23 protein-coding genes are annotated in these 22742 nt (G+C 65.3%); 10 read left to right on the top strand and 13 right to left on the bottom strand.

Annotated elements, in window-relative coordinates; all coding sequences use genetic code 11:
• Positions 1-15 precede the first annotated feature (15 nt).
• Genes pgl through FNJ84_RS12095 form a run of 4 tightly spaced genes read right to left on the bottom strand, consistent with a single transcriptional unit; the run spans position 16 to position 3946 of the window.
• Entirely contained in the window at positions 16-693 is a 678-nt protein-coding gene (gene pgl / locus FNJ84_RS12110; protein ID WP_143793372.1) for a 6-phosphogluconolactonase, read from the bottom strand.
• Positions 690-2150, bottom strand: coding sequence for a glucose-6-phosphate dehydrogenase (gene zwf, locus FNJ84_RS12105; RefSeq protein ID WP_143793371.1), 1461 nt, complete (start codon positions 2148-2150; stop codon positions 690-692). Before zwf ends, pgl begins: the two co-directional genes overlap by 4 nt.
• Positions 2151-2210: 60 nt before the next feature.
• A complete protein-coding gene (locus FNJ84_RS12100) occupies positions 2211-2750 on the bottom strand; it encodes an RSP_2648 family PIN domain-containing protein (RefSeq protein WP_143793370.1) in 540 nt (179 codons plus the stop codon).
• A complete protein-coding gene (locus FNJ84_RS12095) occupies positions 2750-3946 on the bottom strand; it encodes an RSP_2647 family RNA methyltransferase (RefSeq protein ID WP_143793369.1) in 1197 nt (398 codons plus the stop codon). The genes FNJ84_RS12100 and FNJ84_RS12095 overlap by 1 nt, the downstream gene beginning before the upstream one ends.
• Before the next feature lie 193 nt (positions 3947-4139).
• On the opposite strand from FNJ84_RS12095, the gene edd reads away from it, so the two are divergent.
• Positions 4140-5942: a phosphogluconate dehydratase gene (gene edd, locus FNJ84_RS12090; RefSeq protein WP_143793368.1), complete on the top strand. Its 1803-nt coding sequence runs from the start codon at positions 4140-4142 to the stop codon at positions 5940-5942.
• A gap of 76 nt (positions 5943-6018) precedes the next feature.
• Here edd and FNJ84_RS12085 read toward each other — a convergent pair whose 3' ends face one another.
• Complete coding sequence (locus tag FNJ84_RS12085; RefSeq protein ID WP_143793367.1) at positions 6019-7212, bottom strand: multidrug effflux MFS transporter; 1194 nt, start codon at positions 7210-7212, stop codon at positions 6019-6021.
• A 176-nt stretch (positions 7213-7388) separates the two neighbouring features.
• Between FNJ84_RS12085 and FNJ84_RS12080 the strand changes: the two genes are divergently transcribed.
• The gene (locus FNJ84_RS12080) at positions 7389-7961 is read left to right on the top strand and encodes a thymidine kinase (RefSeq protein ID WP_143793366.1); all 573 of its coding nucleotides are present in this window, start codon (positions 7389-7391) and stop codon (positions 7959-7961) included.
• Between the two features lie 43 nt (positions 7962-8004).
• On the top strand, positions 8005-8679 hold the full coding sequence (locus FNJ84_RS12075) for a DUF2270 domain-containing protein (protein WP_255471189.1): 675 nt from the start codon (positions 8005-8007) through the stop codon (positions 8677-8679).
• 12 nt (positions 8680-8691) lie between these two features.
• On the opposite strand, the gene FNJ84_RS12070 is transcribed toward FNJ84_RS12075, so the two are convergent.
• On the bottom strand, positions 8692-9150 hold the full coding sequence (locus tag FNJ84_RS12070) for an SRPBCC domain-containing protein (RefSeq protein ID WP_143793365.1): 459 nt from the start codon (positions 9148-9150) through the stop codon (positions 8692-8694).
• Between the two features lie 107 nt (positions 9151-9257).
• Here FNJ84_RS12070 and FNJ84_RS12065 point away from each other — a divergent pair, with 107 nt between their 5' ends.
• From FNJ84_RS12065 to FNJ84_RS12040, 6 genes are read left to right on the top strand one after another with little or no spacing between them, the layout of a single operon-like run.
• Positions 9258-10415 carry a D-alanyl-D-alanine carboxypeptidase family protein gene (locus FNJ84_RS12065; RefSeq protein WP_143793364.1) on the top strand — a complete coding sequence of 386 codons (1158 nt, stop codon included), beginning with the start codon at positions 9258-9260 and terminating at the stop codon, positions 10413-10415.
• A complete protein-coding gene (tmk, locus tag FNJ84_RS12060; protein ID WP_143793363.1) occupies positions 10415-11017 on the top strand; it encodes a dTMP kinase in 603 nt (200 codons plus the stop codon). Before FNJ84_RS12065 ends, tmk begins: the two co-directional genes overlap by 1 nt.
• Positions 11014-12117, top strand: a complete 1104-nt coding sequence (locus FNJ84_RS12055; protein ID WP_143793362.1) for a DNA polymerase III subunit delta' — start codon at positions 11014-11016, stop codon at positions 12115-12117. Before tmk ends, FNJ84_RS12055 begins: the two co-directional genes overlap by 4 nt.
• 1 nt (position 12118) lies before the next feature.
• On the top strand, positions 12119-12922 hold the full coding sequence (locus FNJ84_RS12050; RefSeq protein WP_143793361.1) for a TatD family hydrolase: 804 nt from the start codon (positions 12119-12121) through the stop codon (positions 12920-12922).
• Positions 12919-13749, top strand: a complete 831-nt coding sequence (locus FNJ84_RS12045; RefSeq protein WP_143793360.1) for an MBL fold metallo-hydrolase — start codon at positions 12919-12921, stop codon at positions 13747-13749. The genes FNJ84_RS12050 and FNJ84_RS12045 overlap by 4 nt, the downstream gene beginning before the upstream one ends.
• Positions 13746-14690 (top strand): AEC family transporter, encoded by a 945-nt coding sequence (locus FNJ84_RS12040; protein ID WP_143793359.1) that lies wholly within the window; start codon positions 13746-13748, stop codon positions 14688-14690. Before FNJ84_RS12045 ends, FNJ84_RS12040 begins: the two co-directional genes overlap by 4 nt.
• A 73-nt stretch (positions 14691-14763) precedes the next feature.
• On the opposite strand, the gene FNJ84_RS12035 is transcribed toward FNJ84_RS12040, so the two are convergent.
• The 7 genes from FNJ84_RS12035 to FNJ84_RS12005 form a co-directional block, all read right to left on the bottom strand.
• Positions 14764-15324, bottom strand: a complete 561-nt coding sequence (locus FNJ84_RS12035; RefSeq protein ID WP_143793358.1) for a hemerythrin domain-containing protein — start codon at positions 15322-15324, stop codon at positions 14764-14766.
• Positions 15321-15944 (bottom strand): LysE family translocator, encoded by a 624-nt coding sequence (locus FNJ84_RS12030; RefSeq protein WP_143793357.1) that lies wholly within the window; start codon positions 15942-15944, stop codon positions 15321-15323. The genes FNJ84_RS12035 and FNJ84_RS12030 overlap by 4 nt, the downstream gene beginning before the upstream one ends.
• Before the next feature lie 11 nt (positions 15945-15955).
• Positions 15956-16909: an ABC transporter permease gene (locus tag FNJ84_RS12025; protein ID WP_143793356.1), complete on the bottom strand. Its 954-nt coding sequence runs from the start codon at positions 16907-16909 to the stop codon at positions 15956-15958.
• A gap of 5 nt (positions 16910-16914) precedes the next feature.
• Positions 16915-18210 (bottom strand): ABC transporter permease, encoded by a 1296-nt coding sequence (locus FNJ84_RS12020; protein ID WP_143793355.1) that lies wholly within the window; start codon positions 18208-18210, stop codon positions 16915-16917.
• A gap of 61 nt (positions 18211-18271) precedes the next feature.
• Complete coding sequence (locus FNJ84_RS12015; protein ID WP_143793354.1) at positions 18272-19348, bottom strand: ABC transporter substrate-binding protein; 1077 nt, start codon at positions 19346-19348, stop codon at positions 18272-18274.
• A 117-nt stretch (positions 19349-19465) separates the two neighbouring features.
• Positions 19466-20539, bottom strand: coding sequence for an ABC transporter substrate-binding protein (locus FNJ84_RS12010; RefSeq protein WP_143793353.1), 1074 nt, complete (start codon positions 20537-20539; stop codon positions 19466-19468).
• Between the two features lie 59 nt (positions 20540-20598).
• Positions 20599-21702, bottom strand: coding sequence for an ABC transporter ATP-binding protein (locus FNJ84_RS12005; protein ID WP_143793352.1), 1104 nt, complete (start codon positions 21700-21702; stop codon positions 20599-20601).
• A 186-nt stretch (positions 21703-21888) separates the two neighbouring features.
• On the opposite strand from FNJ84_RS12005, the gene FNJ84_RS12000 reads away from it, so the two are divergent.
• A complete protein-coding gene (locus FNJ84_RS12000) occupies positions 21889-22716 on the top strand; it encodes a lytic transglycosylase domain-containing protein (RefSeq protein ID WP_143793351.1) in 828 nt (275 codons plus the stop codon).
• Positions 22717-22742 lie beyond the last annotated feature (26 nt).

Here is a 22742-nt window from a genome sequence, read left to right as displayed (position 1 = left end):
AAGGGTTGAGTGCCGTCACTCGGCCCAATGCACGGTGATATTGTCCGTCAGCGCGCGGATCGGCGCCTCGACCGGGTCCAGCTTCTGCGCGCGCTCGAACGCCTCGCGCTTTTCGGGACCGGTGATCAGCAGATGCACATTGATGGCGTTTTTCAGATAGGGCGCCGTCAGGGTGATGCGCGGTTCCTCGGCGCCCTCGGCCCGGATCGCCATGACCGGCGGCGCGTCGGCCGCAAGGGCTGCCGCCAGATGATCGGCACCGGGGAACAGGCTGGCCGTGTGCATGTCATTGCCCATGCCCAAAAGCGCCACGGTGATCGGGAACTGCGGCAGCAGCCGTTCCGACAGCCCCGCCACCGCGTCATCGGGCTGCGCGTCGCCGGTATAGAGGTCGATGTAATTCGCCCCCGCCGCCTTGTCCTTCAACAGATGCCGGCGCAGCAGCCGCGAGTTCGAACGGTTATGTTCGCCGTCAACCCAACGCTCATCGCCCAGAAACACCGTCACCCGATCCCAGTCCAGATCGGTGGCGCTCAGCGATTCAAACACCGGCGCCGGCGTGGTGCCACCGGGCACGCACAGGCTGGCGGCGTCATTCGTGCGCAGGTGCTGGCCCAGTTGGCTGGCGAGCCGGTCGGCCAGCATCAGGGCCAGCATTTCGCGGTCGGGATATTCGACGAACTCGACGCTCATGACCGGATCTCACGCCAGCGGCGGCCGTCGCGATGCATCAGGCCAAGCGCCTCGTCCGGGCCGGATGAGCCGGGATCGTAAGGCTCGGGTCGGGCCTTGCCATCATCCCAGGCCTGGATGATCGGGTCGGTCCAGGCCCAGCTTGCCTCGATTTCATCGCCGCGCATGAACAGGGTCTGGTTGCCGCGGATCACATCCATGATCAGCCGTTCATAAGCGTCTGGCATATCGGCGCCCTCGGGGCCAAGCGCATCGGCAAATGTCATGTCCAGCGGCACCTGAACCAGTCGCATCCCGCCCGGCCCCGGTTCCTTGATCATCACCTTCAGGTTCATCCCCTCATTGGGCTGCAACCGGATCACCAGTTCATTCGCCTTCGGCTCGCCCGATGTATGGGCATCCTCGAAGATCGAATGTGGCGGTTCCTTGAACACCACGGCAATCTCGCTGGTGCGGGCGCGCAACCGTTTGCCGGTGCGCAGATAGAAGGGCGTCCCCTGCCAGCGCCAGTTCGAGATGCGGACCTTCATCGCGACATAGCTTTCGGTGCGCGAATCGGGGTTCTCGGCATGGGTCAGATAGCTGCCCTCGTCGCCATTCGCCTGATACTGGCCGCGCACGATTTCCGTGGCCTCGACGGGTTCCAGCGCGCGGATCACCTTCAGCTTCTCGTCGCGCACGGCATCGGGGTCGAAATGATAGGGCGGCTCCATCGCGATCAGGCACAGAAGCTGCATCATGTGGTTCTGCACCATGTCCCGGATGGCGCCGGAATTGTCATAATAGCTGCCGCGCCCGCCCACGCCCACGGTTTCGGCCACGGTGATCTGGACATGGTCGACATATTGCGCGTTCCAAAGCGGCTCGAACAGGATATTGGCGAAACGCACCGCCATCAGGTTCTGAACGGTTTCCTTGCCCAGATAATGGTCGATCCGATAGATCTGATGTTCGTCGAAATGCTTGCGCAGCGTGGCGTTCAGCGCCCGCGCGCTGGCCAGATCGCGACCAAAGGGTTTCTCGACCACGATCCGGGCGTCGCCATGGGCCATGCCATGCGCGGCCAGCCGCTCGGCCAGGTCGCCAAACAGCGACGGCGCGACCGAGAAATAGAAGGCGTGGATAGCGCCCTTGCGCATCTTGGCCTTCAGTTCCTTCCAGCCCCCCTCGCCCTTGGCGTCGATGGACACATAATGCAGCAGCATCAGAAAACGGTCCAGGTCGGGGCTTTTCTTGTCGACCTTGCCAAATTCCACGATGGCGGCACGCACATCGGCCTGAAAGGCCGCATCATCCTGCGCCGTTCGGGCCGCACCGATGATCTGCGAGGTTTCGGGAATCTGCCCGGCGACAAAACGGCGAAACAGCCCCGGCAGAATCTTGCGCCGCGCCAGATCGCCCGTCGCCCCAAAGATCACAAGGTCGAAATCATCGACCGGAATCACCCGCGAAACCATGCCAGTCTCCTTCACGTCATCGGGCTGCTCTTACCTCATGTTAGCGATAACAACAACCCTTCACCGCCGAAGCGCGCGCCCCAATCTGGGCAGGCGCGCCCGCTTCATCATCGGCGCCAATTCCATCGTCCCGCCAAGCCGTTGCGCCTTGTCATGGGCGGCATTGACGGCAGCGGCAACAGGGTCTGGATCATGCGCCCAAAGCGCGGTCAGAAAAGCATCAGGATGCTCTGCCCGCAAGCCCACAGCCGCAAGCGCCGGGCGCGGAAAGTCGCGCAGATTGGCGGTGATGATCAGATCGGCACCGCCGTTCAGCCCCGCCTCGATCACATGGGCATCGGCGGGGTCCGGCAGATCCAGCCCGGAACTGCGGCGGCCCTGTTCGCTGACAAGCGCAGCCGGAAACCGATCGGTCAGCAGCGCGATCTCGGCCCCGGCAATGGCGGCCACATCCGGGCCCTGCCGGGCGGCAACGTGACGCCATTCATCCAGAATGCGCGGCGACCACAGCGGCAGATACAGTCCCGCCGCCGCGACATCCGCCAGTATTTCCCGCAACACCGTGGGGTAAAGGACATTGGCGTCCAGAACCGCCCGCATCAGCCATCCAGCCGGAAGAACAGCGCCTTCAGATAGCCGGTCTCGGCCAGTTGCGGCAGCGTCGGATGATCCGGCCCCGCCTGCCCGGTATGGATCAGCTGCGCCCGCCGGCCGCCACGCCCGATGCCGCGGGCACTGACATTGCGGAACGCCGTCAGATCGGCGGCATGCGAACAGGAACACAGCCCCAGATAGCCCCCCGGCGCCACCAGCGGCGCGGCCAGCTTTGCCACCCGCTCATAGGCGCGCAGCCCCGCCTCCAATGCCGGTTTCGAGGGCGCAAAGGCCGGCGGATCGCAAACCACCAGATCGAATTGGGCGCCCTGCTCGGCCAGCTGCTCCATCGCCTTGAAGGCATCCGACTGGATCACCGCCAGCTTCTCGCCCGCGCCCATGGCGGCGGCCCCCTGCCCGGCCAGATCCAGCGCTGCGGCGCTGCCATCGACGCAGGTGGCATGGGTCGCGCCAGCGGCCAGCGCCGCCAGCCCGAAACCCCCGACATGGGAAAACACGTCCAGAACCCGCCCACCTTTGGCCAACCGCTGCGCAAAAGCGTGGTTCGGGCGCTGGTCAAAGAACAACCCGGTTTTCTGCCCGCCCATCAGATCAGCCAGATAGATGGCGCCGTTCATCGGCACCTGAACCGGGGCCGCTGGCGCCGTGCCCAGCAGAACCTCCATCCGTTCGTCCAGCCCCTCAAGCCCGCGCGCCCGCCCCTGCCCGTTCAGGATCACCGTGGACAGACCCACGACCTCGGCCAGCACCGTGGCGATTTCACCCGCCATCCGGTCGGCCCATGCCGCATTCGGCTGGATCACCGCCGCATCGCCAAACCGGTCGATAACCAGCCCCGGCAGGCCATCAGCCTCGGCGTGGACCAGCCGATAGAAGGGCGCGTCATACAGCCGCTGCCGCATCGCCAGCGCGCGCGACAACCGCTCCCGCAGCCAGTCGCCATCAATCCGCGCGGCCGGATCGCCATCCATCACCCGCCCGATGATCTTGCTGACCGGGTTCACCGTCACCAGCGCCAGCGCCCGCCGCTCGGCATCTTCCAGCACGGCGAAAGCACCTGCCTCGATCGCGCGGGTCCGTCGGTCTGTCACCACCTCATCGGCAAAAACCCAGGGAAAGCCGTGGCGAATCGCCTGAGGCTTTGACTTCGGACGCAGACGAATGACAGGCAGGTCGGACATGAGATTTCCTTTCCCCGCCGATCTCGCACGACCCGCCGGCGGGAACAAGCACCCCCGGTTTCTTCTTCATCCAAATATCCCTGGGGGAATCGCCGCAAGGCGATGGGGGCAGCGCCCCCTGACCGCCCTCGACCCATTGCACTGTTATCGCTAACAGTGTATACCAGAGGCAACCGCAGCAAAGAGGCCCGCCATGACCCTGAACGCCACGATCGCCCGCGTCACCGACCGCATCCGTGAACGCTCGGCCACCAGCCGCGCCCACTACCTGCAAAAGATCGCCCGCGCCGCCGAGGAAGGGCCGCGCCGTGCGCATCTCAGCTGCGGCAACCAGGCCCATGCCTATGCCGCGATGGATGACAAGGCCGATATGGCCGGCACCCGCATGCCCAATATCGGGATCGTCACGGCCTATAACGACATGCTGTCGGCGCATCAGCCGTTCGAAACCTATCCATCACTGATCCGCCGCGCCGGCAAGGCGGCAGGTGCCACGGTGCAGGTCGCTGGCGGGGTGCCTGCCATGTGCGACGGCGTCACCCAGGGCCGCGCGGGGATGGAGCTGTCGCTGTTTTCGCGTGACGTGATCGCGCTGGCCTCGGGCGTGGCACTGTCGCATGACTGTTTCGATGCGGCCCTTTATCTGGGCGTCTGCGACAAGATCGTGCCGGGTCTGATCATCGCCGCCGCCACCTTTGGCCATATTCCGGCGGTGTTCGTGCCCGCCGGGCCGATGACCTCGGGCCTTCCGAATGACGAGAAATCGAAGGTCCGCCAGCAATTCGCCGCAGGCGAGGTTGGCCGCGATGCGCTGATGGCGGCCGAAATGGCATCCTATCACGGCGCCGGCACCTGCACCTTCTACGGCACCGCCAACACCAACCAGATGCTGATGGAGTTCATGGGCCTGCACCTGCCCGGGTCCAGCTTCGTGAACCCCAACACGCCCCTGCGCGATGCGCTGACCGTCAGCGCGGTCGAACGCGCCGCCGCCATTACCCGATTGGGCAATGACTATCGCCCGGCCGGCGAGGTGCTGGACGAGAAAGCCTTTGTCAACGGGCTGGTCGGGCTGATGGCCACGGGCGGTTCAACCAATCTGGTCATCCACCTGCCCGCCATGGCGCGGGCGGCGGGTGTGCAGCTGGACATCGAGGATTTCCACGACATTTCCGAGGCCGTGCCGCTGATGGCGCGGGTCTATCCCAACGGTCTGGCCGATGTGAACCATTTCCACGCCGCCGGGGGCCTCGGCTATATGATCGGCGAGTTGCTGGATGCGGGCCTGCTGCATCCCGACGTGAAAACCATCGTTGGTGACGGATTGGCGCGTTATACCACCGAACCCAAGCTGGACGGCGACCGCGTGCGTTGGGAAGAAGGCGCGCGCGAGACGCTGAACGACAAGATCCTGCGCCCGGCCAGCGATCCTTTCGCGTTGACCGGGGGCCTCAAGCAGCTTGACGGCAATCTTGGCCGCGGCGTCATCAAGATCAGCGCCGTTGCGGCCGAGCGTCACATCATCGAGGCCAAGGCCCGCGTCTTTTCCGATCAGGAACAGGTGAAAGCCGCCTTCAAGGCTGGTGAGTTCACCGAGGATACCGTCGTCGTCGTCCGCTTTCAGGGACCGCGCGCCAATGGCATGCCGGAACTGCATTCGCTGACGCCGATTCTGGCCGTCTTGCAGGATCGGGGGCTCAAGGTGGCGCTGGTCACCGATGGGCGCATGTCGGGCGCGTCGGGCAAGGTGCCGGCGGCGATCCATATCTCGCCCGAGGCCGCGAATGGCGGCCCCTTGGCGCGGGTGCGCGATGGCGACGTGATCCGGCTGGACGCCACCACCGGCAGCATCGACTGCCTTGCCGAGGATTTCGACAACCGCCGTCCGGTCGTGGCCGATCTCAGCGGCAATACCGAAGGCATGGGCCGAGAGATGTTCGCCATGTTCCGCGCCAATGCCGGGCTGGCGACCGAAGGGGCGGGCTGCGTCAGCTGACGCACCAGGCGTCGCCTTCATATCCGGTGATCACCAGGTCCGGCCATGACGGGGTCGCGGCAGGACCAAAGCATCCTCAGATGGCCAACAGGCGCAGGCGCGGCAGGGAGATCGCCGCCGCCAGCCAGGCCAGCACCCCGCACAGCGCGATGGCCGCAACCATGGTCGCCGCGCTGTTTTGCATGAACGGCCCGGTCAGGGCGATCATGATGCCGCCGGTCAGCATTTGCAGCGTGCCCCCCAGTGACGAGGCAAGACCAGCGATGTCGGGATGGGGATCCAGCGACATCACCATCGCCGTGGGCAGCACCAGCCCCAGGCAGGCATTGGCCAGAAACAGCCCCGCGATCACCACCGGCAGCGCATCCACCCCCAGCCAGACCAGCGCCACCAGCGCCAGCGAGATCCCCGCAAAGCCGGTGATGGCCAGCGAGATCACCCTCTCCATCCCGAAACGCTCGGCCAGGGGGCCGGCGAATTGCGAGGCGGTGAAAAAGCCGATGGCATTGATGGCGAAGGCGATGGAAAAGCCGGTCGGGCTTAGTCCGTATTGGCCGGTATAGACAAAGCTGGCGGTGGACAGGAACACGAAGAAACTGGCCATGCCGAAACCGCCGATCATCGTCAGCCCCATGAAGCGCCGGTCACCCAGCAGCCGGCGCGCGCCGGCCAGCATAGGGGCCAGCTTGACAGGCTGGCGACGCTCAGCCGGCAGGGTCTCGGGCAGCACGAAGATGATCAGGCACAGGCTGATCACGGCGGCCACGGCCAGCACGGCAAATATCTCGCGCCAGCCGCCCCACAGCATGACCATGGCCCCGGTCAGCGGCGCCAGCATCGGCGAGATCGAAATGACGATCATGATCGCCGCCATCATCCGGGCTGCGGCGGGGCCAGTGGCCATGTCGCGGATCACCGCGCGCGGCACCGCCATCAGCGTCGCCGCGCCCAGCCCCTGCCCGGCGCGGGCCAGGATCAGCCAGCCGATATCCGGGGCCAGGGCCGCGCCGATCGTGGCCAGCAGAAAGATCGCCACGCCCAGAACCAGAGGCTTCTTGCGGCCAACGGCATCGGCCATCGGGCCATAGATCATCTGGGCGATGCCAAAGACGATGAAATAGGATGTCAGCGTCAGGGCGGCGCCGGCCTCGGTCGTGCCAAGATCGGCGGCCACCTGCGGCATCGCGGGCAGATACATGTCGATCGCAAAGGGACCAACGGCGGAAAGAAGGCCCAGAACAAGGGCCATGCGGAACAAGGGATCGCGCATCAGGATAACCAGAGATGTAAGATATAGGGAAAGGCAGCGCAGAATCGCGCCAAGGGATCAGACCGCCGCCGAACCTGGCTTTTGCCATGCAGACGATGATTTTGCAACCCGTGCGGCGGCGGCCCGCAATCGTCATGCCTTGATGGCGGCAGATCACGGCGCTATCTGCTGCCGCCATGGCCAAGCTGTATTTCCACTATTCGACCATGAATGCCGGCAAAAGCACGCTGCTGTTGCAGGCATCCTACAACTATCGCGAACGCGGCATGCAGACGCTGCTGCTGACCGCGGCACTGGACAGCCGCGCCGGCACCGGCCGCATCGCCAGCCGGATCGGCATTGCCGATGACGCGCTGACCTTTGACGCCGATACCGACATGTTCGCCTTGATCCAGGCCGAAGGCGCGGGCGCGGCCTGCATCTTTGTCGACGAGGCGCAGTTCCTGACCGCCGATCAGGCCTGGCAACTGGCCCGCGTGGCCGACGACCTGTGCATCCCTGTCATGTGCTATGGGCTGCGCGTCGATTTCCGCGGCCAACTGTTCCCCGGCTCGGCCGCGCTGCTGGCGCTGGCCGATGACCTGCGAGAGGTCCGCACCATCTGCCATTGCGGGCGCAAGGCCACGATGGTCATCCGCCGCGACGCCGATGGCCATGCCATCACCGAGGGCGCCCAGGTGCAGGTCGGCGGCAATGAAACCTATGTCTCGCTGTGCCGCCGCCACTGGCGCGAGGCGGTCGGCGCTTGATCCACGGCGCCAGCCCGTGCATCCTGCCCCAAGGGGGGACGGAATGGACGAAAGGCCAGCCGAGCGCACCGGCTTTGACAGCGCCGAGATGGGGATGCTTGCGCATGTCTATCGGGGCGAGCTTTACCGCTCGACCATCTGGCGCACGCGGCTGGACACGACGACCAACTGGGCGGTGGTCACACTGGGGATCGCGCTGTCGATCACCTTTGCCACGCCCAACGCCTCGCCCTTGCCACTGGTGCTGGTTGGCATCCTGATCGTCTTTTTCCTGATGCTGGAGGCGCGGCGATACCGTTATTTCAACGTCTGGCGCGCCCGCTGCCGCTGGCTGGAACTGAACATGATCGTGCCGCTGCTGGAAGATGGCGACATGCGGCTGAACACCGGCTGGCAAAAGGTGATGGCCGAGGATTACCGCCACCCGTCCTATCACGTCTCGATGTGGGTGGCGGTCGGGCGGCGCATTCGGCGCAACTATATCTGGATCCTGCTGATTCAGGCGCTGGCCTATATCGGCAAGATCATCGTCCACCCCACGCCCATCGCCCATAGCGGGGAATTCTTCGAACGCGCCGCCATCGGCCCCGTGCCCGGCTGGCTGATCCTGCTGCTGGGGTTGATCTATTGCGCCAGCGGCGGTCTGGCCGCGCTGCTCAGCTGGCGCAATGACAATCGCCGCGCCGCCGGTCACAAGCATCAGTCGGGCATGGGCTGACCTGCTGACCGCCTAGCGATACATCCCCTCGCGCAGGGCGACGCCGTGATCGACCCATGCCTTCATCGCGGCCAGCATCTGCGACCAGCCCATGCAATTGCCATAGGCCTGCTGCAACCCCTCGGGCGTCGCCGGCCAGCCGGTTTCGGTGACATGCACCTTGGTGCGATCCCCGACCAGTCCCTCGAAACGGAAGGTGACGCGGTTCATGCCCCGGCCCGAGGGGGCGGGCCAGTCGAACTCGATCAGTTCGGGCGGTTCGGCGCGCAGGACGGTCACGTCGAAGGGACCGGGGAAATCCGCAAATTCCCAGGTGACGATCGCGCCACGATCCATCCGCCCCCTGGCCCCGCCCGTGGTGAAATAGCCGGTCAGCGCGGCGGGGTCGGCCACGGCCTCGAATACCTCGGTCCGGGGGTGGTCCATGATCGCCCAGACCGCAAAGGCCATGTCGGTGTCGGTAATGCTCATCCTGCGGCTGTCCTGCCTGTTTCAATTTCGCGTCGTTTGCGGTTTGGCTGCGTTGCGGCAACCCCGGCCTTCATGTAACCAGTTCCCAAACAGGCAAAGGAAACCCCATGCGCGCGCTTTTGTTCCCTCTCGTCGCGAGCCTTACTTTCGCCCTGCCCGGCCTGACGGCGGCCCAGGGCTTTGACACCAATGCCCGCGCCGCCTGGGTTTATGACGTGGCCACGGGCACGGTGCTGATGGAAAGGAACGCCGATGAGGCGCTGCCACCTGCCTCGATGTCGAAACTGATGACCGTCTATATGCTGTTCGAGGCCGTGCGCGAGGGCCGCGTGCAGATGGATACCCGCCTGCCCGTTTCCACCAAGGCGCGGCAGATGGGCGGCTCGACCATGTTCCTGAACGAACAGGACCGGCCGACCGTCGAGGAGCTTATCAAGGGCATCATCGTGCTGTCCGGCAATGATGCATGCGTTGTCGTGGCCGAGGGGCTGGCCGGCACCGAAGATGCCTTTGCCCGGCAGATGACCGAAAAGGGCCGCGAGCTGGGCCTGACCAATTCGACCTTCGCCAATGCCTCGGGCTGGCCCGATCCGCGCCACCGGATGACGGCGCATGACCTTGGCATCCTGGCGCAGCATCTGGTCGAGGATTTCCCCGAGCTTTATAAATATTTTGCCCTGACCGAATACCCGTTCGACAACCGCGCCCCCTCGAACCGCTTCAACCGCAACCCGCTGCTGAAGCTGGGCATCGGCGCCGACGGGCTGAAGACCGGTCACACCCAGGAAGCCGGCTATGGCCTGACGGGCAGCGCCGTGCAGGGCAGCCGCCGGGTGATCTTTGTGCTGAACGGCCTCGCCAGCGAGGCCGCCCGCGCCGAAGAGGCCGAGCGTATCGTCAGCTGGGCCTTTCGCCAGTTCACCATGAAAACGCTGGTGCCCAAGGGCGAAACCGTGGTCGAGGCACCCGTCTGGCTGGGCGACAAGTCGCGCGTGGCGCTGACCACCAAGGACGGGCTGAACGTGCTGATCCCCGGCGGCGCGGCCGATCGGGTGACGGCCGAGGTGGTCTATAACTCGCCCATTCCCGCGCCGATCAAGGCCGGGCAGCAACTGGGCGAGCTGGTCGTCACCATCCCCGGCACGGGCGAGGCGCGGATGCCGCTTCTGGCCGCCACCGATGTGGCCGAGGCCGGTTTCGTGGGCCGCATCAAGGGCGCCGCTCTGCAACTGGGCGGCCGCGCGATCGAAGCCACGGGGCTTTGATGTTTCTCAGCTTCGAGGGCATCGACGGCAGCGGCAAGTCCACCCAGGCCCGGCTTTTGGCGGACAGCTTGCGCGCCGAGGGCCGCGACGTGGTGCTGACCCGCGAGCCGGGCGGCTCCCCAGGAGCCGAGGAAATCCGCCGCCTTCTGGTCGAGGGCGCGGGCGAACGCTGGTCCCCCGAGACGGAAATCCTGCTGTTCACCGCCGCCCGCCGCGACCATCTGGAACGGGTGATCCGTCCGGCGCTGGCCGCTGGCCGCACCGTCATCACCGACCGTTTTGCCGACAGCACCCGTGTCTACCAGGGTGCGGCGCGGGGCGAGCTGCGGGCGATGGTCGACCGGCTGCATGATCTGTCCATCGCGGTGGAACCCGACCTGACGCTGGTGATCGACATTGACCCCGCGACGGCGCTTTCGCGCGGGCGTGCACGCGGCGGCAACGAGGATCGCTTTGAAAGCCTTGGCCTCGGCTTTCAGCAAAAGCTGGCCCTGGGCTTTCGCGCGCTGGCCAACGAATACCCTGACCGCGTCCGCCTGATCGACGGCTCTGGCGCCCCCGAAACCGTCGCCGCCCGCGTCAGCGCCGCCCTGCCCGCATGAGCGATGCGGACGATATTCCAGAACCCGACCGCGTGCCGGGCGCGCCGCATCCACGCATGGCGCCTCGGGTGGTGGGGCAATCCTCTGCCGTCAACGATTTCATCGCCGCCGCGCGCAGCCAGCGGCTGCATCACGGCTGGCTGATCACCGGCCCGCGCGGCGTTGGCAAGGCCACGCTGGCCTGGGCCATTGCCCGCTGGCTGCTGACCGGGGCGGAAAGTGACGATCTGACCGTGCCGCCTGACGCGCCTCCGGCCCGCCGCATCGCCGCGCTGTCGGAACCGAACGTGATGCTGATCCGCCGCCCCTGGGACGAAAAGGCCAAGCGCCTGCGCGCCGAGATCACCGTGGACGAGATCCGCAGGCTGCTGAGCTTTTTCCACATGAGCGCCGCCGAGGGTGGCCGCCGCATCGCCATCATCGACGCCGCAGACGAGATGAACACGGCCGCCGCCAATGCCCTACTGAAGGTGCTGGAGGAACCGCCGAAAGACGCGCTGATCCTGCTGATCGCGCATCAGCCCGCGCGGCTGCTGCCGACGATCCGCTCGCGCTGCCGGGAACTGCGGCTGACGCCGCTTTCTCCCGAGAATATGGGCCGCGTGCTGCATGAGTTGGGCAGTGATGATGATGCCGAAAAGCTGGCGGCGCTGGCGGGCGGATCGGTGGGCGAGGCGCTGCGGCTGGCGGGTCAGGACGGGCTGAAACGCTATCAGGACCTGATCGACCTGATGGCCACCCTGCCCTCGATGGATCGGCCCAGGGCGCTGAAGCTGGCCGATCAGGCGGCGGGGCGGGCGGGCGCTGACGGCGACCCGTTCGACCTGATGGTGACGCTGATGGACCGGCTGCTGACCCGGCTGGCCCGCGCGGGGCTGATGGGCGCGCCGCTGCCGCAGGCAGCCGAGGGCGAGGGCCGCGTGATGGCCCGGCTGTCGCCCGATGATCACGCCGCGCGGGATTGGGCCGGCGCGCAGGCCACGCTGTCGGCGCGGGCGCGGGCGGGCCGGGCGGTGAACCTTGACCCTGCCGCGCTGGTGATGGATATGCTGACGGAACTGGCGCATCTGCCGCCTGCCCAATCAGCCAAGGCCAACTGACATGACCGATGCGGCCCCCGCCATCGTAGACAGCCACTGTCATCTGGATTTCCCCGATTTCGATGGCCAGCAATCCGAAATCATCGCCCGCGCCCGCGCCGCCGGCGTGACCCGCATGGTCACGATCTGCACCCGCATGCCGAACGTCCCGCGCGTCCGCGAGATGGCCGAAAGCTTTGACGGGCTTTACTACGCCGTCGGCCTGCACCCGATGAGCGTGGCCGACCAGCCGCCCGTGACGGTCGAGGAACTGGTGGGCTATGCCGCGCATCCCAAGATGGTCGGCATTGGCGAGACCGGGCTGGATTACCACTATACCGCCGACAGCAAGGACGCCCAGCAAGTCAGCCTGCGCCTGCATATCGAGGCCGCGCGCCAGACCCGTCTGCCCCTGATCATCCATGCCCGCGACGCAGATGAGGACATGGCCCGCATCCTGACCGAGGAACATCGCGCCGGCGAATATAGCTGCGTGATGCATTGTTTCAGCTCGGGCGCCGGGCTTGCACGGGCGGCGCTGGACCTTGGCTTTTACCTGTCCATGTCGGGCATCGCCGCCTTTCCGAAATCGCAGGAACTGCGCGATATCTTTGCCGCCGCACCTCTGGACCGCATCCTGGTCGAGACCGACAGCCCCTATCTTGCGCCACCGCCCCATCGAGGCAAGCGCAATGAACCCGCCTATGTCGCCAAGACGGCAGCGGTGGGGGCGCAGGTTTACGGGCTGGATTACGCCGAGTTTGCCCGCATCACGACCGAGAATTTCGACCGGCTGTTCTGGAAAGCCGCAGGAGTGGCCGCGTGATCCGCGCGACGATCCTTGGCTGCGGCTCATCGGGCGGCGTGCCGAGGATCGGGAACCGGTGGGGCGATTGCGACCCGGAAAATCCGAAAAACCGCCGCCGCCGCTGTTCGCTGCTGGTGGAACGCGAGGGCGACCATGGCACCACCCGCGTGCTGATCGACACCGGGCCCGACATGGTCTGGCAGTTGCTGGATGCACAGGTCGCGACGGTCGATGCGGTTGTCTATACGCACCCCCATGCCGATCATGTCCATGGCATCGACGACATCCGCCAGCTTGCCTATAACGCCCATCAGCGGGTGCCGGTCTGGGCCGACCAGCCGACCAGCACCGCGCTGATGGGCCGCTTTGGCTATATTTTCGAAACGCCCGAGGGATCAGGCTATCCCCCCGTCGCCGACCTGCACCTGATCGAGGGTGCCTTTGGCATCGACGGCGCCGGCGGGCTGATCGAGTTCCTGCCCTTCCGCGTCCAGCATGGTGAGATCACGGCCCTTGGTTTTCGCATCGGCGGGTTGGTTTATCTGCCCGATGTCTCGTTCATTCCCGAAACCGCCTGGCCGCTGATCGACGGGGCCGAGGTTTTCGTCTGCGACGCGCTGCGCCTGACGCCGCATCCCAGCCACGCCCATCTGGCGCTGACGCTGGACTGGATCAGGCGGTCACGCGCAGCCCGCGCCGTCATCACCAATATGCATATCGACATGGATTATGCCGCCGTCATGGCCAGCACGCCCGATCACGTGATCCCGGCGCATGACGGGCTGGTGGTCGTGGCAGGGCCTGGTGCCCCCACCCCGCAACCGCTGGACGAGGCCGCGATATGAGTGATCTGTTCACGGTCATCCTGCCGGTCTTTCTGGTCATCGGTTTCGGCTATCTGGTGGCCTGGCGCGGCTGGTTCAGCGACACCCATGTCGATGGGCTGATGCGTTTTGCCCAAAGCTTTGCCGTGCCGGTGCTGTTGTTTTCCTCGATCGCCAGGCTGGATCTGGGCGCGGGATTCCGGGCCGATCTGATGATCAGCTTCTATGGCGGGGCGTTCGCCGGCTATCTGGCGGGCTGGGCGGGGGCCAAGTTCATCTTTCGCCGCCCGCCCGCCGATTGCGTCGCCATCGGCTTTGTCTGTCTGTTTTCAAACAGTCTGCTGCTGGGCATTCCGATCACCGAACGCGCCTATGGCAGCGATGCGCTGATCGGCAATTGGGCGATCATCTCGATCCATTCGCCGCTGATCTATACCTTTGGCATCACCATGATGGAATTCACCCTGGCGCGTGGCAGCAATCTGTCGGTCGGCGCCGTGGCCGGACGGGCGCTGACCGGGGTGCTGCGCACGCCGATGGTGCTGGGCATCCTTCTGGGCTTCGTCGTGAATTTCAGCATGCAGGCGGGGCTGGTGCTGCCCGAGGGGTTCTGGGCCGCCGTCGACATGATCGCCCGCGCCGCCCTGCCCGCCGCGCTGTTTGGCCTTGGGGGGGTGCTGTATCGCTATCGCCCCGAAGGCGACATGGCGACCATCGCCATGTGCTGCGCGATCGGCCTGATCCTGCATCCCGCCATCAGCTATGGCCTGGGTCGCGGGCTGGGGCTGGATGTCGAGGGGATGCGCTCGGCTGTGGTCACGGCCTCGATGGCGCCGGGGGTCAATGCCTATCTGTTCGCCAATATCTATGGCGCCGCGCGGCGGGTGGCCGCGTCAGCCGTGCTGATCGGCACGGCGGCATCGGTTCTGACGATCTGGATGTGGCTGCTGCTGCTGCCATAGGGGCTGCCGCCCCCGGCCTCGCCTTTGGCGACGCCTCCCCCGCGGATATTTGGATGAAGAAGAAAGCGCCGGGTCAGCCGAACAGGCCGGCAGCGCCCAGGGCATCGCCGATCTGGCTTTCCTCATATCCGAAATGCGAGCGGATGCTGCGCTCTAGCGGGGCATAGGTCGCCTCGACCGCATCAAAGGCGGATTGGCCGGGATCGCGGGCCAGGGCCTCGGCCGCATTGGCGAGTTCGTGGATCTGATGGTGGATCAGGTCATGTTCGGCGATCAGGCGGTCGATCACCGCTGCGAGACCGGGCGAGGCATTGCGTTGCAGGGCCGGGAACAGCGAATATTCCTCGATATCGTGATGGCCTTGCAGCATGGCGCATTCCTGCCCGCAGATCGTGCCGAAGCGGGCGAGATTCTGCGTCATCGGCAATTCCGCCAGCGCAGGCGCAAGGCTGGCCGGACCGGCCAGCCCCTCGCGGATCGCCTGCATCAGGCGGCCGACGCTGTCCAGATTGCCAAGATGCATCCGGTGGATCGCCGCCAGATACTGACCGCTGGCCTGCTGCTGCGGGGTCAGCCCCGGTATCGGCGGGGCCTTGGGGCGGGCGGTGTCGTCGTCCAGTTCCTCGGGGGTCATTGCCGCCGGATGGTGGCCGTGGCGATGCCCATGGCGATCAATGCGCCGCCGCCGATCCGCGACAGCCAGGCCGTGACCAAAGGCCGGGTGATGCGGCTGCGCAGCCGGTCCGCCAGCAGCGCATAGATCAGCGCGTTCAGCGTGGCCAGGCCCACGAAGGTGGCGACAAGCGTGGCGAATTGCGGGGCCAGCGGGGCCTCGGGTCGGATGAACTGCGGCACGAAGGCGATGAAAAAGGCGATGCTTTTCGGGTTCAGAGCCGTCACCGCCGCCGCATGGCCGAAGATGCGGCCGGCGCCGGTCGGCGCGGTCTGTTGCAGATCCAGCCGCGCAGAGGGCGCGCTGCGGATCAGCTTGATCCCCAGATAGACCAGATAGACCGCACCCGCCCATTTCAGCGCCGTGAACAGCGTGGCCGAGGCCAGGACCAGCGCGCCAAGGCCGGCCAGTGACGCGGTCATCGCGATCAGATCGCCAAAGGCCACGCCGGCCGCCATCGCCAGCGCCACCCGCCGCCCCTGCGTCAGCGCATAGGACAGAACCAGCAGGACGGTCGGGCCGGGGATCAGCAACAGCACCGTCGAAGCGGCAACGAAGCTGAGCCAGAGATGCAGGTCCATAGCAGCGCCCTTCAGTGGGGGGTGACGCCGCGCATCCGCTCGGACCGGCGGCGCAGCAGTTCAACTGTGGTCAACAATGCGATCGAGAATAGCACCAGGATCGTGGCCACCGCAAGGATGGCGGGGCTGATCTGTTCGCGGATGCCGTTCCACATCTGGCGGGGAATGGTCTGCTGGTCGGGACCGGCGATGAAAAGCACGGCCACCACCTCGTCGAACGAGGTGACAAAGGCAAACAGCGCACCCGAGATCACGCCGGGCAGGATCAGCGGCATCGTCACGCGGAAGAAGGTTGTCCGCGGATTCGCGCCAAGTGATGCGGCCGCGCGGTTCAGCGACTGGTCAAAGCCCACAAGCGTGGCCGTCACCGTGATGATGACAAAGGGGATGCCAAGCGTGGCATGTGCCAGGATCACACCGGTATAGGTGCCAGCCAGCCGCCCGCAATTGCTGGGCAGCCCGACCCAGCCCAGCACCGAGCAGGGGTTCGAGTAGAAGAAGAACATCCCCGTCGCGGTGATGATCAATGGCACGATCATGGGCGAGATCAGGATTGCCATGATGGCCCGGCGAAAGGGCATTTCCGGCCGCGACAGGCCAAGCGCGGCCAAGGTCCCCAGGGCCGTTGCAAGGATGGTCGAGAAGAAGCCGATGATCATCGAGTTCTTGGCCGCGTTGATCCATTTCGCATTGTTCCAGGCGTCGGCCCACCAGCCGCCATTGCGCGGCCCGTCGGGCGCCTGCATCCCGAAGGTCAGCAGGCTGTCATACCAGCGCATCGAATAGCCATCCGGGTCAAAGGACCGCATCTTGTCGGTGAAGGTGAAATAGGGCTCTGCGTTGAAGGATAGCGGGATGATCACGATGATCGGCGCGATCAGGAAGATGAAGATCAGCGTGCAGATGACCAGATAGGCCCAGTGCCAGGCCTTCTCCAGCGGGGATGCGTATTTCGGAAGTGCCATCTGCCCTACCCCAGCTTCAGATTGTCGATGCCGACCAGGCGGTCATAGATCCAGTACAGCGCCAGCACCGAGCCCAGCAGCAGCGCCGCCAGTGCCGCCGCCATGGACCAGTTCAGCGTGTCGGTCATGTGCATGGCGATCATGTTGGAAATCAGCTGCCCCGACGACCCGCCGACCAGCGCCGGCGTGATGTAATAGCCCACGGCAAGGATGAACACGAGCAGCGCCCCTGCACCCAGCCCCGGCAGCGTCTGCGGGAAATAGATGCGGCGGAAGGCGGTCCAGCTGGTCGCGCCAAGCGACCGCGCGGCGCGAACATAAGACGGATTGATCGTGCGCATCACCGAATAAAGCGGCAGGATCATGAAGGGCAGCAGGATATGCGTCATGGCGATGATCGTGCCGGTGCGGTTATAGATCATCTGCAACCGGCCATTGGCGTCGATGATCCCCGCCCAGATCAGCAGGTCATTGACCACGCCCTGCTGCTGCAACAACACGATCCAGCTGGTCGTGCGCACCAGAAGCGAGGTCCAGAAGGGCAGCAGGACCAGGATCATCAGCAGGTTCGCGCGGCGCATCGGCAGGGTGGCCAGCAGATGCGCGATGGGAAAGCCCAGAACAAATGTCGCCACGGTGATCAGCAGCGACAGCCCGAAGGTCCGCTGGAACAGCATGACATAGACCTGCTGGTTCTCGGGCGCCATGGTGATATTGCCGTCATCATCCCGCGTCCGGTCCAGCGAGGCGAGGTAGAAATTCGTGGTGACAGGGCTGGATGCCTCGCGCATCACGCTCCACAGGCGGGGATTGCCCCATTTTTCGTCGATTTCCAGCAGCGCTTCGCGATATGGCGGCTCGATCCCGTCGCGGACCTTGCGCCCGGTCGAGGTGAACAGCGACCGCGTGCCCGCCATGTCGTAATTGATCCGCGTGCCGACAACGCCGATTGTCCGCGCCTCGGCCGTTGCCGTCAGGTCGGCGGCCAGCGCCGCCCAGGCCGCGTCATCGGGATCGGTGCCGCGCTCGGTTGCGGCGAACCAGGCTGAAAGCTGCGGCATATTGGCCGAGAAGCCGTCATTGTAGAAGGACCGTTGCAGCATCTGCGCGATCGGCACCACAAAGGTGATCAGGATAAAGGCCAGCAGCGGCAGCACCAGCAGAAAGGCCCGGCGCTTGGCGCGGCGTTGCGACCGGCGCAGCGCGCGGCCAAGCGGCTGGCCGTCGGCTGTGGTCAGCGGGCCATCATTGGCGTCACCCCCTGGGGCGCTGGCGGCGTGCGGGTCAGATGCTTGGGCCATGGTGCCTCGTCCGGGTCAGAACCCGCCGGCCCGATGGGTCGGGCCGGCGGCAGATGTCAAATCAGCTTGCCAGCCAGGCGTTGAACTGCTCGCTCAGTTCGGCATCGTGGTCGGCCCAGAATTCCGGGTCGTCCATGACCGCGCTTGTCATGTGATCGGGATTGGTCGGCATATGCGGCGCCATCTCGGTGGTGCCGTCCTTATAGGTGCCGACCAGCGCGGCCGAGGATTTGCGCGAGGGGCCATAGGCGATGTATTTCGCCTGATCCGCCAGCCGCTGCGTATCGGTGGCGAATTTCAGGTATTCCATCGCGGCTTCCGGATTGGGCGAGCCCTTGGGAATGGCGAACATGTCCAGATCCATGTATTGCCCGTCCCAGATGATCGCAAAAGGCTTGCCCTCGCCGACCATGGCGTCGAAGAAACGCCCGTTATAGCCGGTCGCCATCGTCACCTCGCCATCTGCCAGCAGCTGCACGGGCTGGGCGCCGGCTTCCCACCAGACGACATTGTCCTTGATCGTGTCCAGCTTGGCGAAGGCCTGGGCCACGCCTTCCTCGCTGGCCAGCTTGTCATAGATCTGGTCGGCCGGCACCCCATCGGCGATCAGCGCCAGATACAGCGTGCGCTTGGGGTTCTTGGGCAAGCCGCGCTTGCCGGGGAATTTCTCAAGATCGAAGAAATCGGCGGCAGTGGCGGGCGGGGCATCGGGGAATTTGGTCGTGTCAAAGGCAATGACCGTGCCCCAGAAGATGTTGGCCACCGCGCAATCCTGCAAGGCGCCGTCGATGAAGTCCTCGGCGGCGGGCGTGCCATCGGGCGCGGCGGGCAGATCGGCCGGGTCGATCTCGACCAGCGCGCCTTCGTCGCACAGGCGGATCGCGTCGGATACTTCGATATCGAACACATCGCCGGTGATGTTGCCGGCCTCGACCTGCGCCTTCAGCGGCGTGGCCGGGTTGTCGGCGGCGATCATGTTGACCTTGATGCCGGTCTGTTCGGTGAAGGGCTTGTTATAGGCCTCGACCTGGCTGACCTCATAGGCGCCGCCCCAAGAGACGACGTTAACTTCCCCCTCGGCCAAGGCGGCGCTTGCGATGCCGACCAGCGCGGTGCTTGCAATCAGAACTGATTTCATTTGGATTCCCCTGTTTCAAAATTGTTATTGTAGCTTGTTGTTTTTATTGGCCCGAACCCATGCATGAATTTCAGGCGAAAACGGGCGGACCCAAAGGCCCACCCGCAAAAGGCAGGATCAGCTGGCTAGCCAGCTGTTGAAACGCTCGTTCAGTTCGGCGTCGTGATCGACCCAGAAATCCAGGTTCGAGCCAAGGGCATTGGTCATGTTATCGGCCGAGGTCGGCAGGTTCGGCCCCATCGGAACCTCGGTGCCTTCGATATTGCCGACCAGCGCGGCCGCCGATTTACGCGGCGGACCATAGCTGATGAACTCGGCCGCACGGGCCTGCGGCGCAGGCGAGGTCGAGAAGGTCACGAATTTCAGCGCGTCTTCCAGATTCGGGGCGCCTTTCGGGACAACCCAGCCCTCCATTTCATAGATCTGGCCGTCCCAGATGATCTTGAACGGCTTGCCCTCGGCCTGTGCGGCGTTGAAGATCCGGCCGTTGAAGGCAAAGGCCATGGTCACTTCGCCATCGGCCAGCAGCTGCGGCGGCTGTGCGCCGGCTTCCCACCAGATCACGTCGTTCTTGATGCTATCCAGCTTGGCGAATGCACGGTCCACACCCTCGGGGGTGCCCAGCACCTGATAGACCTCGGCCGCCGGCACACCGTCGGCCATCAGCGCCAGTTCCAGGTTGAACTTTGCGCCCTTGCGCATGGTGCGCTTGCCGGGGAAGGCTGCCAGATCGAAGAAATCGGCCGGCGTGCTGGGTTTGGCATCGGCGAATTTGCTGTCGTCAAAGGCCAGGACCATCGAATAGACATCAGTGCCGACAAAGCAGTCGGTCACGGCGCCCGCGATGAAGTCATCGGCCGCCGCAGTGCCATCCTCGGCCGCGGCCAGGATCGCCGGGTCGATGGTTTCCAGCAGCCCTTCGTCGCACAGCCGAACCGCATCGGCATATTCGACCGAGGCCACATCCACGCTGACATTGCCCGCCTCGACCATGGCCTTGATCGGCGTGGCAGGGTTGTCGGCGTCCTGCATGTTCACCTTGATGCCTGTCTCGGCCTCAAAGGGCTTGGCATAGGCTTCCAGATGGCTGTTGCCATAGGCGCCGCCCCAGCTGAGCAGGTCAACTTCCTGCGCGGCGGCGGGAAGCGCCAGGCCGGCAAGGGCAGTGGTCAGGATAAGTGTCTTTTTCATAAGGGCCTCTTCAGTGGAAAACATGTCGAGCCGGGCGCGCCAGGACGCCCCTGCCCGTCCTAGACCGGGTCCAGCGCCCGCGCGTCCTGCGGGTGCCAGCCGATTTGGATCTTCTGCCCCGGTTTCAGCCGGGTCTGGCCAAGCGTGTTGCGGCATTTCATCACGAAATCCTCGCTGCCCGCGACCTTCATCCGGGTGCGCAGCACGTCGCCCATATAGACGACGTCCATCACCTCGGCCTCGACGGTATGGGCACCGGGCGGCATCAGTTCGGGCTTGAACTCGACCCGCTCGGGGCGGATCGACACGGTGGTGTCCTGCCCCACGCTGCCGACATTGACGGCGGTTGCGTCGATCGCCTCGCCATTGTGCAGCCGAACCAGCGCGTTCTTGCCGTCCAGCTTCTCGATCACGCCGGGCAGCGCGTTATTCTCACCGATAAAGCCGGCGACAAAGCTGTTCTCGGGTTGCTCGTACAGGGCCGAGGGGCTGGCAAGCTGCTGGATCCGGCCATCGTTGAACACGGCGATCCGGTCCGACATGGTCAGCGCCTCGCCCTGGTCATGGGTGACATAAACCACAGTGATTCCAAGGCGTTCGTGCAGCTCTTTGATCTCGAACTGCATATGTTCGCGCAATTGCTTGTCCAGCGCGCCAAGCGGTTCGTCCATCAGCACCAGCTCGGGGTCGAAAACCAGCGCGCGGGCCAGCGCGATCCGCTGTTGCTGCCCGCCTGACAGCTGGGCCGGGCGGCGATTGGCAAAGGCGCCCATCTGCACCATGTCCAGCGCCCGCTCGATCCGGGTTTCGCGCTCGGCCTTGGTCATGCCGCGAACTTCCAGCGGGAAGGACAGGTTTTCACCAACAGTCATATGCGGAAACAGCGCATAGCTTTGAAACACCATGCCGATCCCGCGCTTATGCGGCGGGACATCGTTGATGTTGCGGCCGTTCAGGCGAATCTCGCCATGGGTGGCCTGCTCGAACCCGGCCAGCATCATCAGGCAGGTGGTCTTTCCCGACCCCGACGGGCCAAGCATCGTCAGAAACTCGCCCTTGCCGATCGAAAGGTTCAGATCTTTGACGACCAGCGACTGACCGTCATAGCTTTTCTGAACGTGCTCAAACACGACGAATGCGTCGTCGCCGCCATTATCCAGCAATCCGCGCTCTCCCTGAAATTGGTTTTGGTTAATCGCGCGAAGCAAAGGTTATGCGCGGGGGGGGGCGCATTGCAACTGGCTTTTCCGGCCTTTTGACGCCTGTTTGCGACGCGATCAGGCGGGCTTACCGAATATTAAGGCAAAGCGGCTAGCTTCCGGGCAGAGGCAAAACGTGGAAAGGTGCACATGCTGCAAACAGCCCGAAAGACGGCATTGCGGTCGCTGCTGATTTTGCTGCTGGCGGCCCTTGGCCTGGCGCCCGCCACCGCCGCCCTGCCACCGGCCGAGTCGGTTCAGGCGGCCGAGATCTGCGAATATGCCGCCGCCACCGCCGCGGCCGAGGCCGGCATCCCGGCCGAGATCATGGGCGCCCTGACCCTGACCGAAACCGGCCGGCGGCTGGACGGTGCCGTCCGCCCCTGGGCATGGAGCGTGAATGCCGAGGGCGCCGGATCATGGTTCGACGACCCCGCCAGCGCGCTGGCCTTTGCCGAGGATCGAATCGCCATGGGCCGGCCGAATGTCGATATCGGCTGTTTCCAGATCAACTATCGCTGGCATGGCGAGAATTTCGCCTCGGTGGCGGCCATGTTCGATCCGATGACCAATGCGCGCTATGCCGCCCGATTCGTACGCCAGCTTTACGACGAGACGGGCGACTGGCGCGCGGCGGCAGGGGCATTCCATTCCCGGACCCCGGCCAATGCGAATAAATATCTGGCCCGATTCGATGAATTGCATGCCCTGCTGCGACAACGCGGCCCTTTGGGCCTGACATCCTCGCCCGAGACCTATAACCAGTTCGCCGTAGCCGCCCCCCTGCCCGAGGAACGGGTCCGCCGGGCGCGCGAAAAGCTGACCCTTCTGGGCGCCCCGATCGGGACACCTTTGACGGGCATGGCAGGTTCACTGGCGGTGATCGGCGATTCGCGCGGCTCGCTTCTGGGTGTCCAGGAGGGGCTGGATGCCGTGCAGGGCCAGCCCTCGCTTTGGGCCAGCGCGCTGCTGCCGTGACGGCTCCGCCGCGCTGGCCACCGGTG

It is taken from the genome of Paracoccus sp. M683 (assembly GCF_007096355.1).
GTDB lineage: Bacteria > Pseudomonadota > Alphaproteobacteria > Rhodobacterales > Rhodobacteraceae > Paracoccus.
The sequence above is the reverse complement of the archived record's forward strand: the minus strand, read 5'-3'. Positions and strand labels throughout refer to the sequence as shown.

Excerpts from the sequence above, each read along its gene's own strand:
- zwf (WP_143793371.1), bottom strand. The coding sequence starts at position 2,150 with ATGGTTTCGCGGGTGATTCCGGTCGATGATTTCGACCTTGTGATCTTT.
- FNJ84_RS12075 (WP_255471189.1), top strand. The coding sequence starts at position 8,005 with ATGGACGAAAGGCCAGCCGAGCGCACCGGCTTTGACAGCGCCGAGATG.
- pgl (WP_143793372.1), bottom strand. The coding sequence starts at position 693 with ATGAGCGTCGAGTTCGTCGAATATCCCGACCGCGAAATGCTGGCCCTG.
- FNJ84_RS12040 (WP_143793359.1), top strand. The coding sequence starts at position 13,746 with ATGAGTGATCTGTTCACGGTCATCCTGCCGGTCTTTCTGGTCATCGGT.
- FNJ84_RS12030 (WP_143793357.1), bottom strand. The coding sequence starts at position 15,944 with ATGGACCTGCATCTCTGGCTCAGCTTCGTTGCCGCTTCGACGGTGCTG.
- FNJ84_RS12055 (WP_143793362.1), top strand. The coding sequence starts at position 11,014 with ATGAGCGATGCGGACGATATTCCAGAACCCGACCGCGTGCCGGGCGCG.
- FNJ84_RS12085 (WP_143793367.1), bottom strand. The coding sequence starts at position 7,212 with ATGCGCGATCCCTTGTTCCGCATGGCCCTTGTTCTGGGCCTTCTTTCC.
- FNJ84_RS12095 (WP_143793369.1), bottom strand. The coding sequence starts at position 3,946 with ATGTCCGACCTGCCTGTCATTCGTCTGCGTCCGAAGTCAAAGCCTCAG.
- tmk (WP_143793363.1), top strand. The coding sequence starts at position 10,415 with ATGTTTCTCAGCTTCGAGGGCATCGACGGCAGCGGCAAGTCCACCCAG.
- FNJ84_RS12000 (WP_143793351.1), top strand. The coding sequence starts at position 21,889 with ATGCTGCAAACAGCCCGAAAGACGGCATTGCGGTCGCTGCTGATTTTG.
- FNJ84_RS12100 (WP_143793370.1), bottom strand. The coding sequence starts at position 2,750 with ATGCGGGCGGTTCTGGACGCCAATGTCCTTTACCCCACGGTGTTGCGG.
- FNJ84_RS12065 (WP_143793364.1), top strand. The coding sequence starts at position 9,258 with ATGCGCGCGCTTTTGTTCCCTCTCGTCGCGAGCCTTACTTTCGCCCTG.
- FNJ84_RS12070 (WP_143793365.1), bottom strand. The coding sequence starts at position 9,150 with ATGAGCATTACCGACACCGACATGGCCTTTGCGGTCTGGGCGATCATG.
- FNJ84_RS12010 (WP_143793353.1), bottom strand. The coding sequence starts at position 20,539 with ATGAAAAAGACACTTATCCTGACCACTGCCCTTGCCGGCCTGGCGCTT.
- FNJ84_RS12015 (WP_143793354.1), bottom strand. The coding sequence starts at position 19,348 with ATGAAATCAGTTCTGATTGCAAGCACCGCGCTGGTCGGCATCGCAAGC.
- FNJ84_RS12080 (WP_143793366.1), top strand. The coding sequence starts at position 7,389 with ATGGCCAAGCTGTATTTCCACTATTCGACCATGAATGCCGGCAAAAGC.
- FNJ84_RS12035 (WP_143793358.1), bottom strand. The coding sequence starts at position 15,324 with ATGACCCCCGAGGAACTGGACGACGACACCGCCCGCCCCAAGGCCCCG.
- FNJ84_RS12025 (WP_143793356.1), bottom strand. The coding sequence starts at position 16,909 with ATGGCACTTCCGAAATACGCATCCCCGCTGGAGAAGGCCTGGCACTGG.
- FNJ84_RS12050 (WP_143793361.1), top strand. The coding sequence starts at position 12,119 with ATGACCGATGCGGCCCCCGCCATCGTAGACAGCCACTGTCATCTGGAT.
- FNJ84_RS12020 (WP_143793355.1), bottom strand. The coding sequence starts at position 18,210 with ATGGCCCAAGCATCTGACCCGCACGCCGCCAGCGCCCCAGGGGGTGAC.
- edd (WP_143793368.1), top strand. The coding sequence starts at position 4,140 with ATGACCCTGAACGCCACGATCGCCCGCGTCACCGACCGCATCCGTGAA.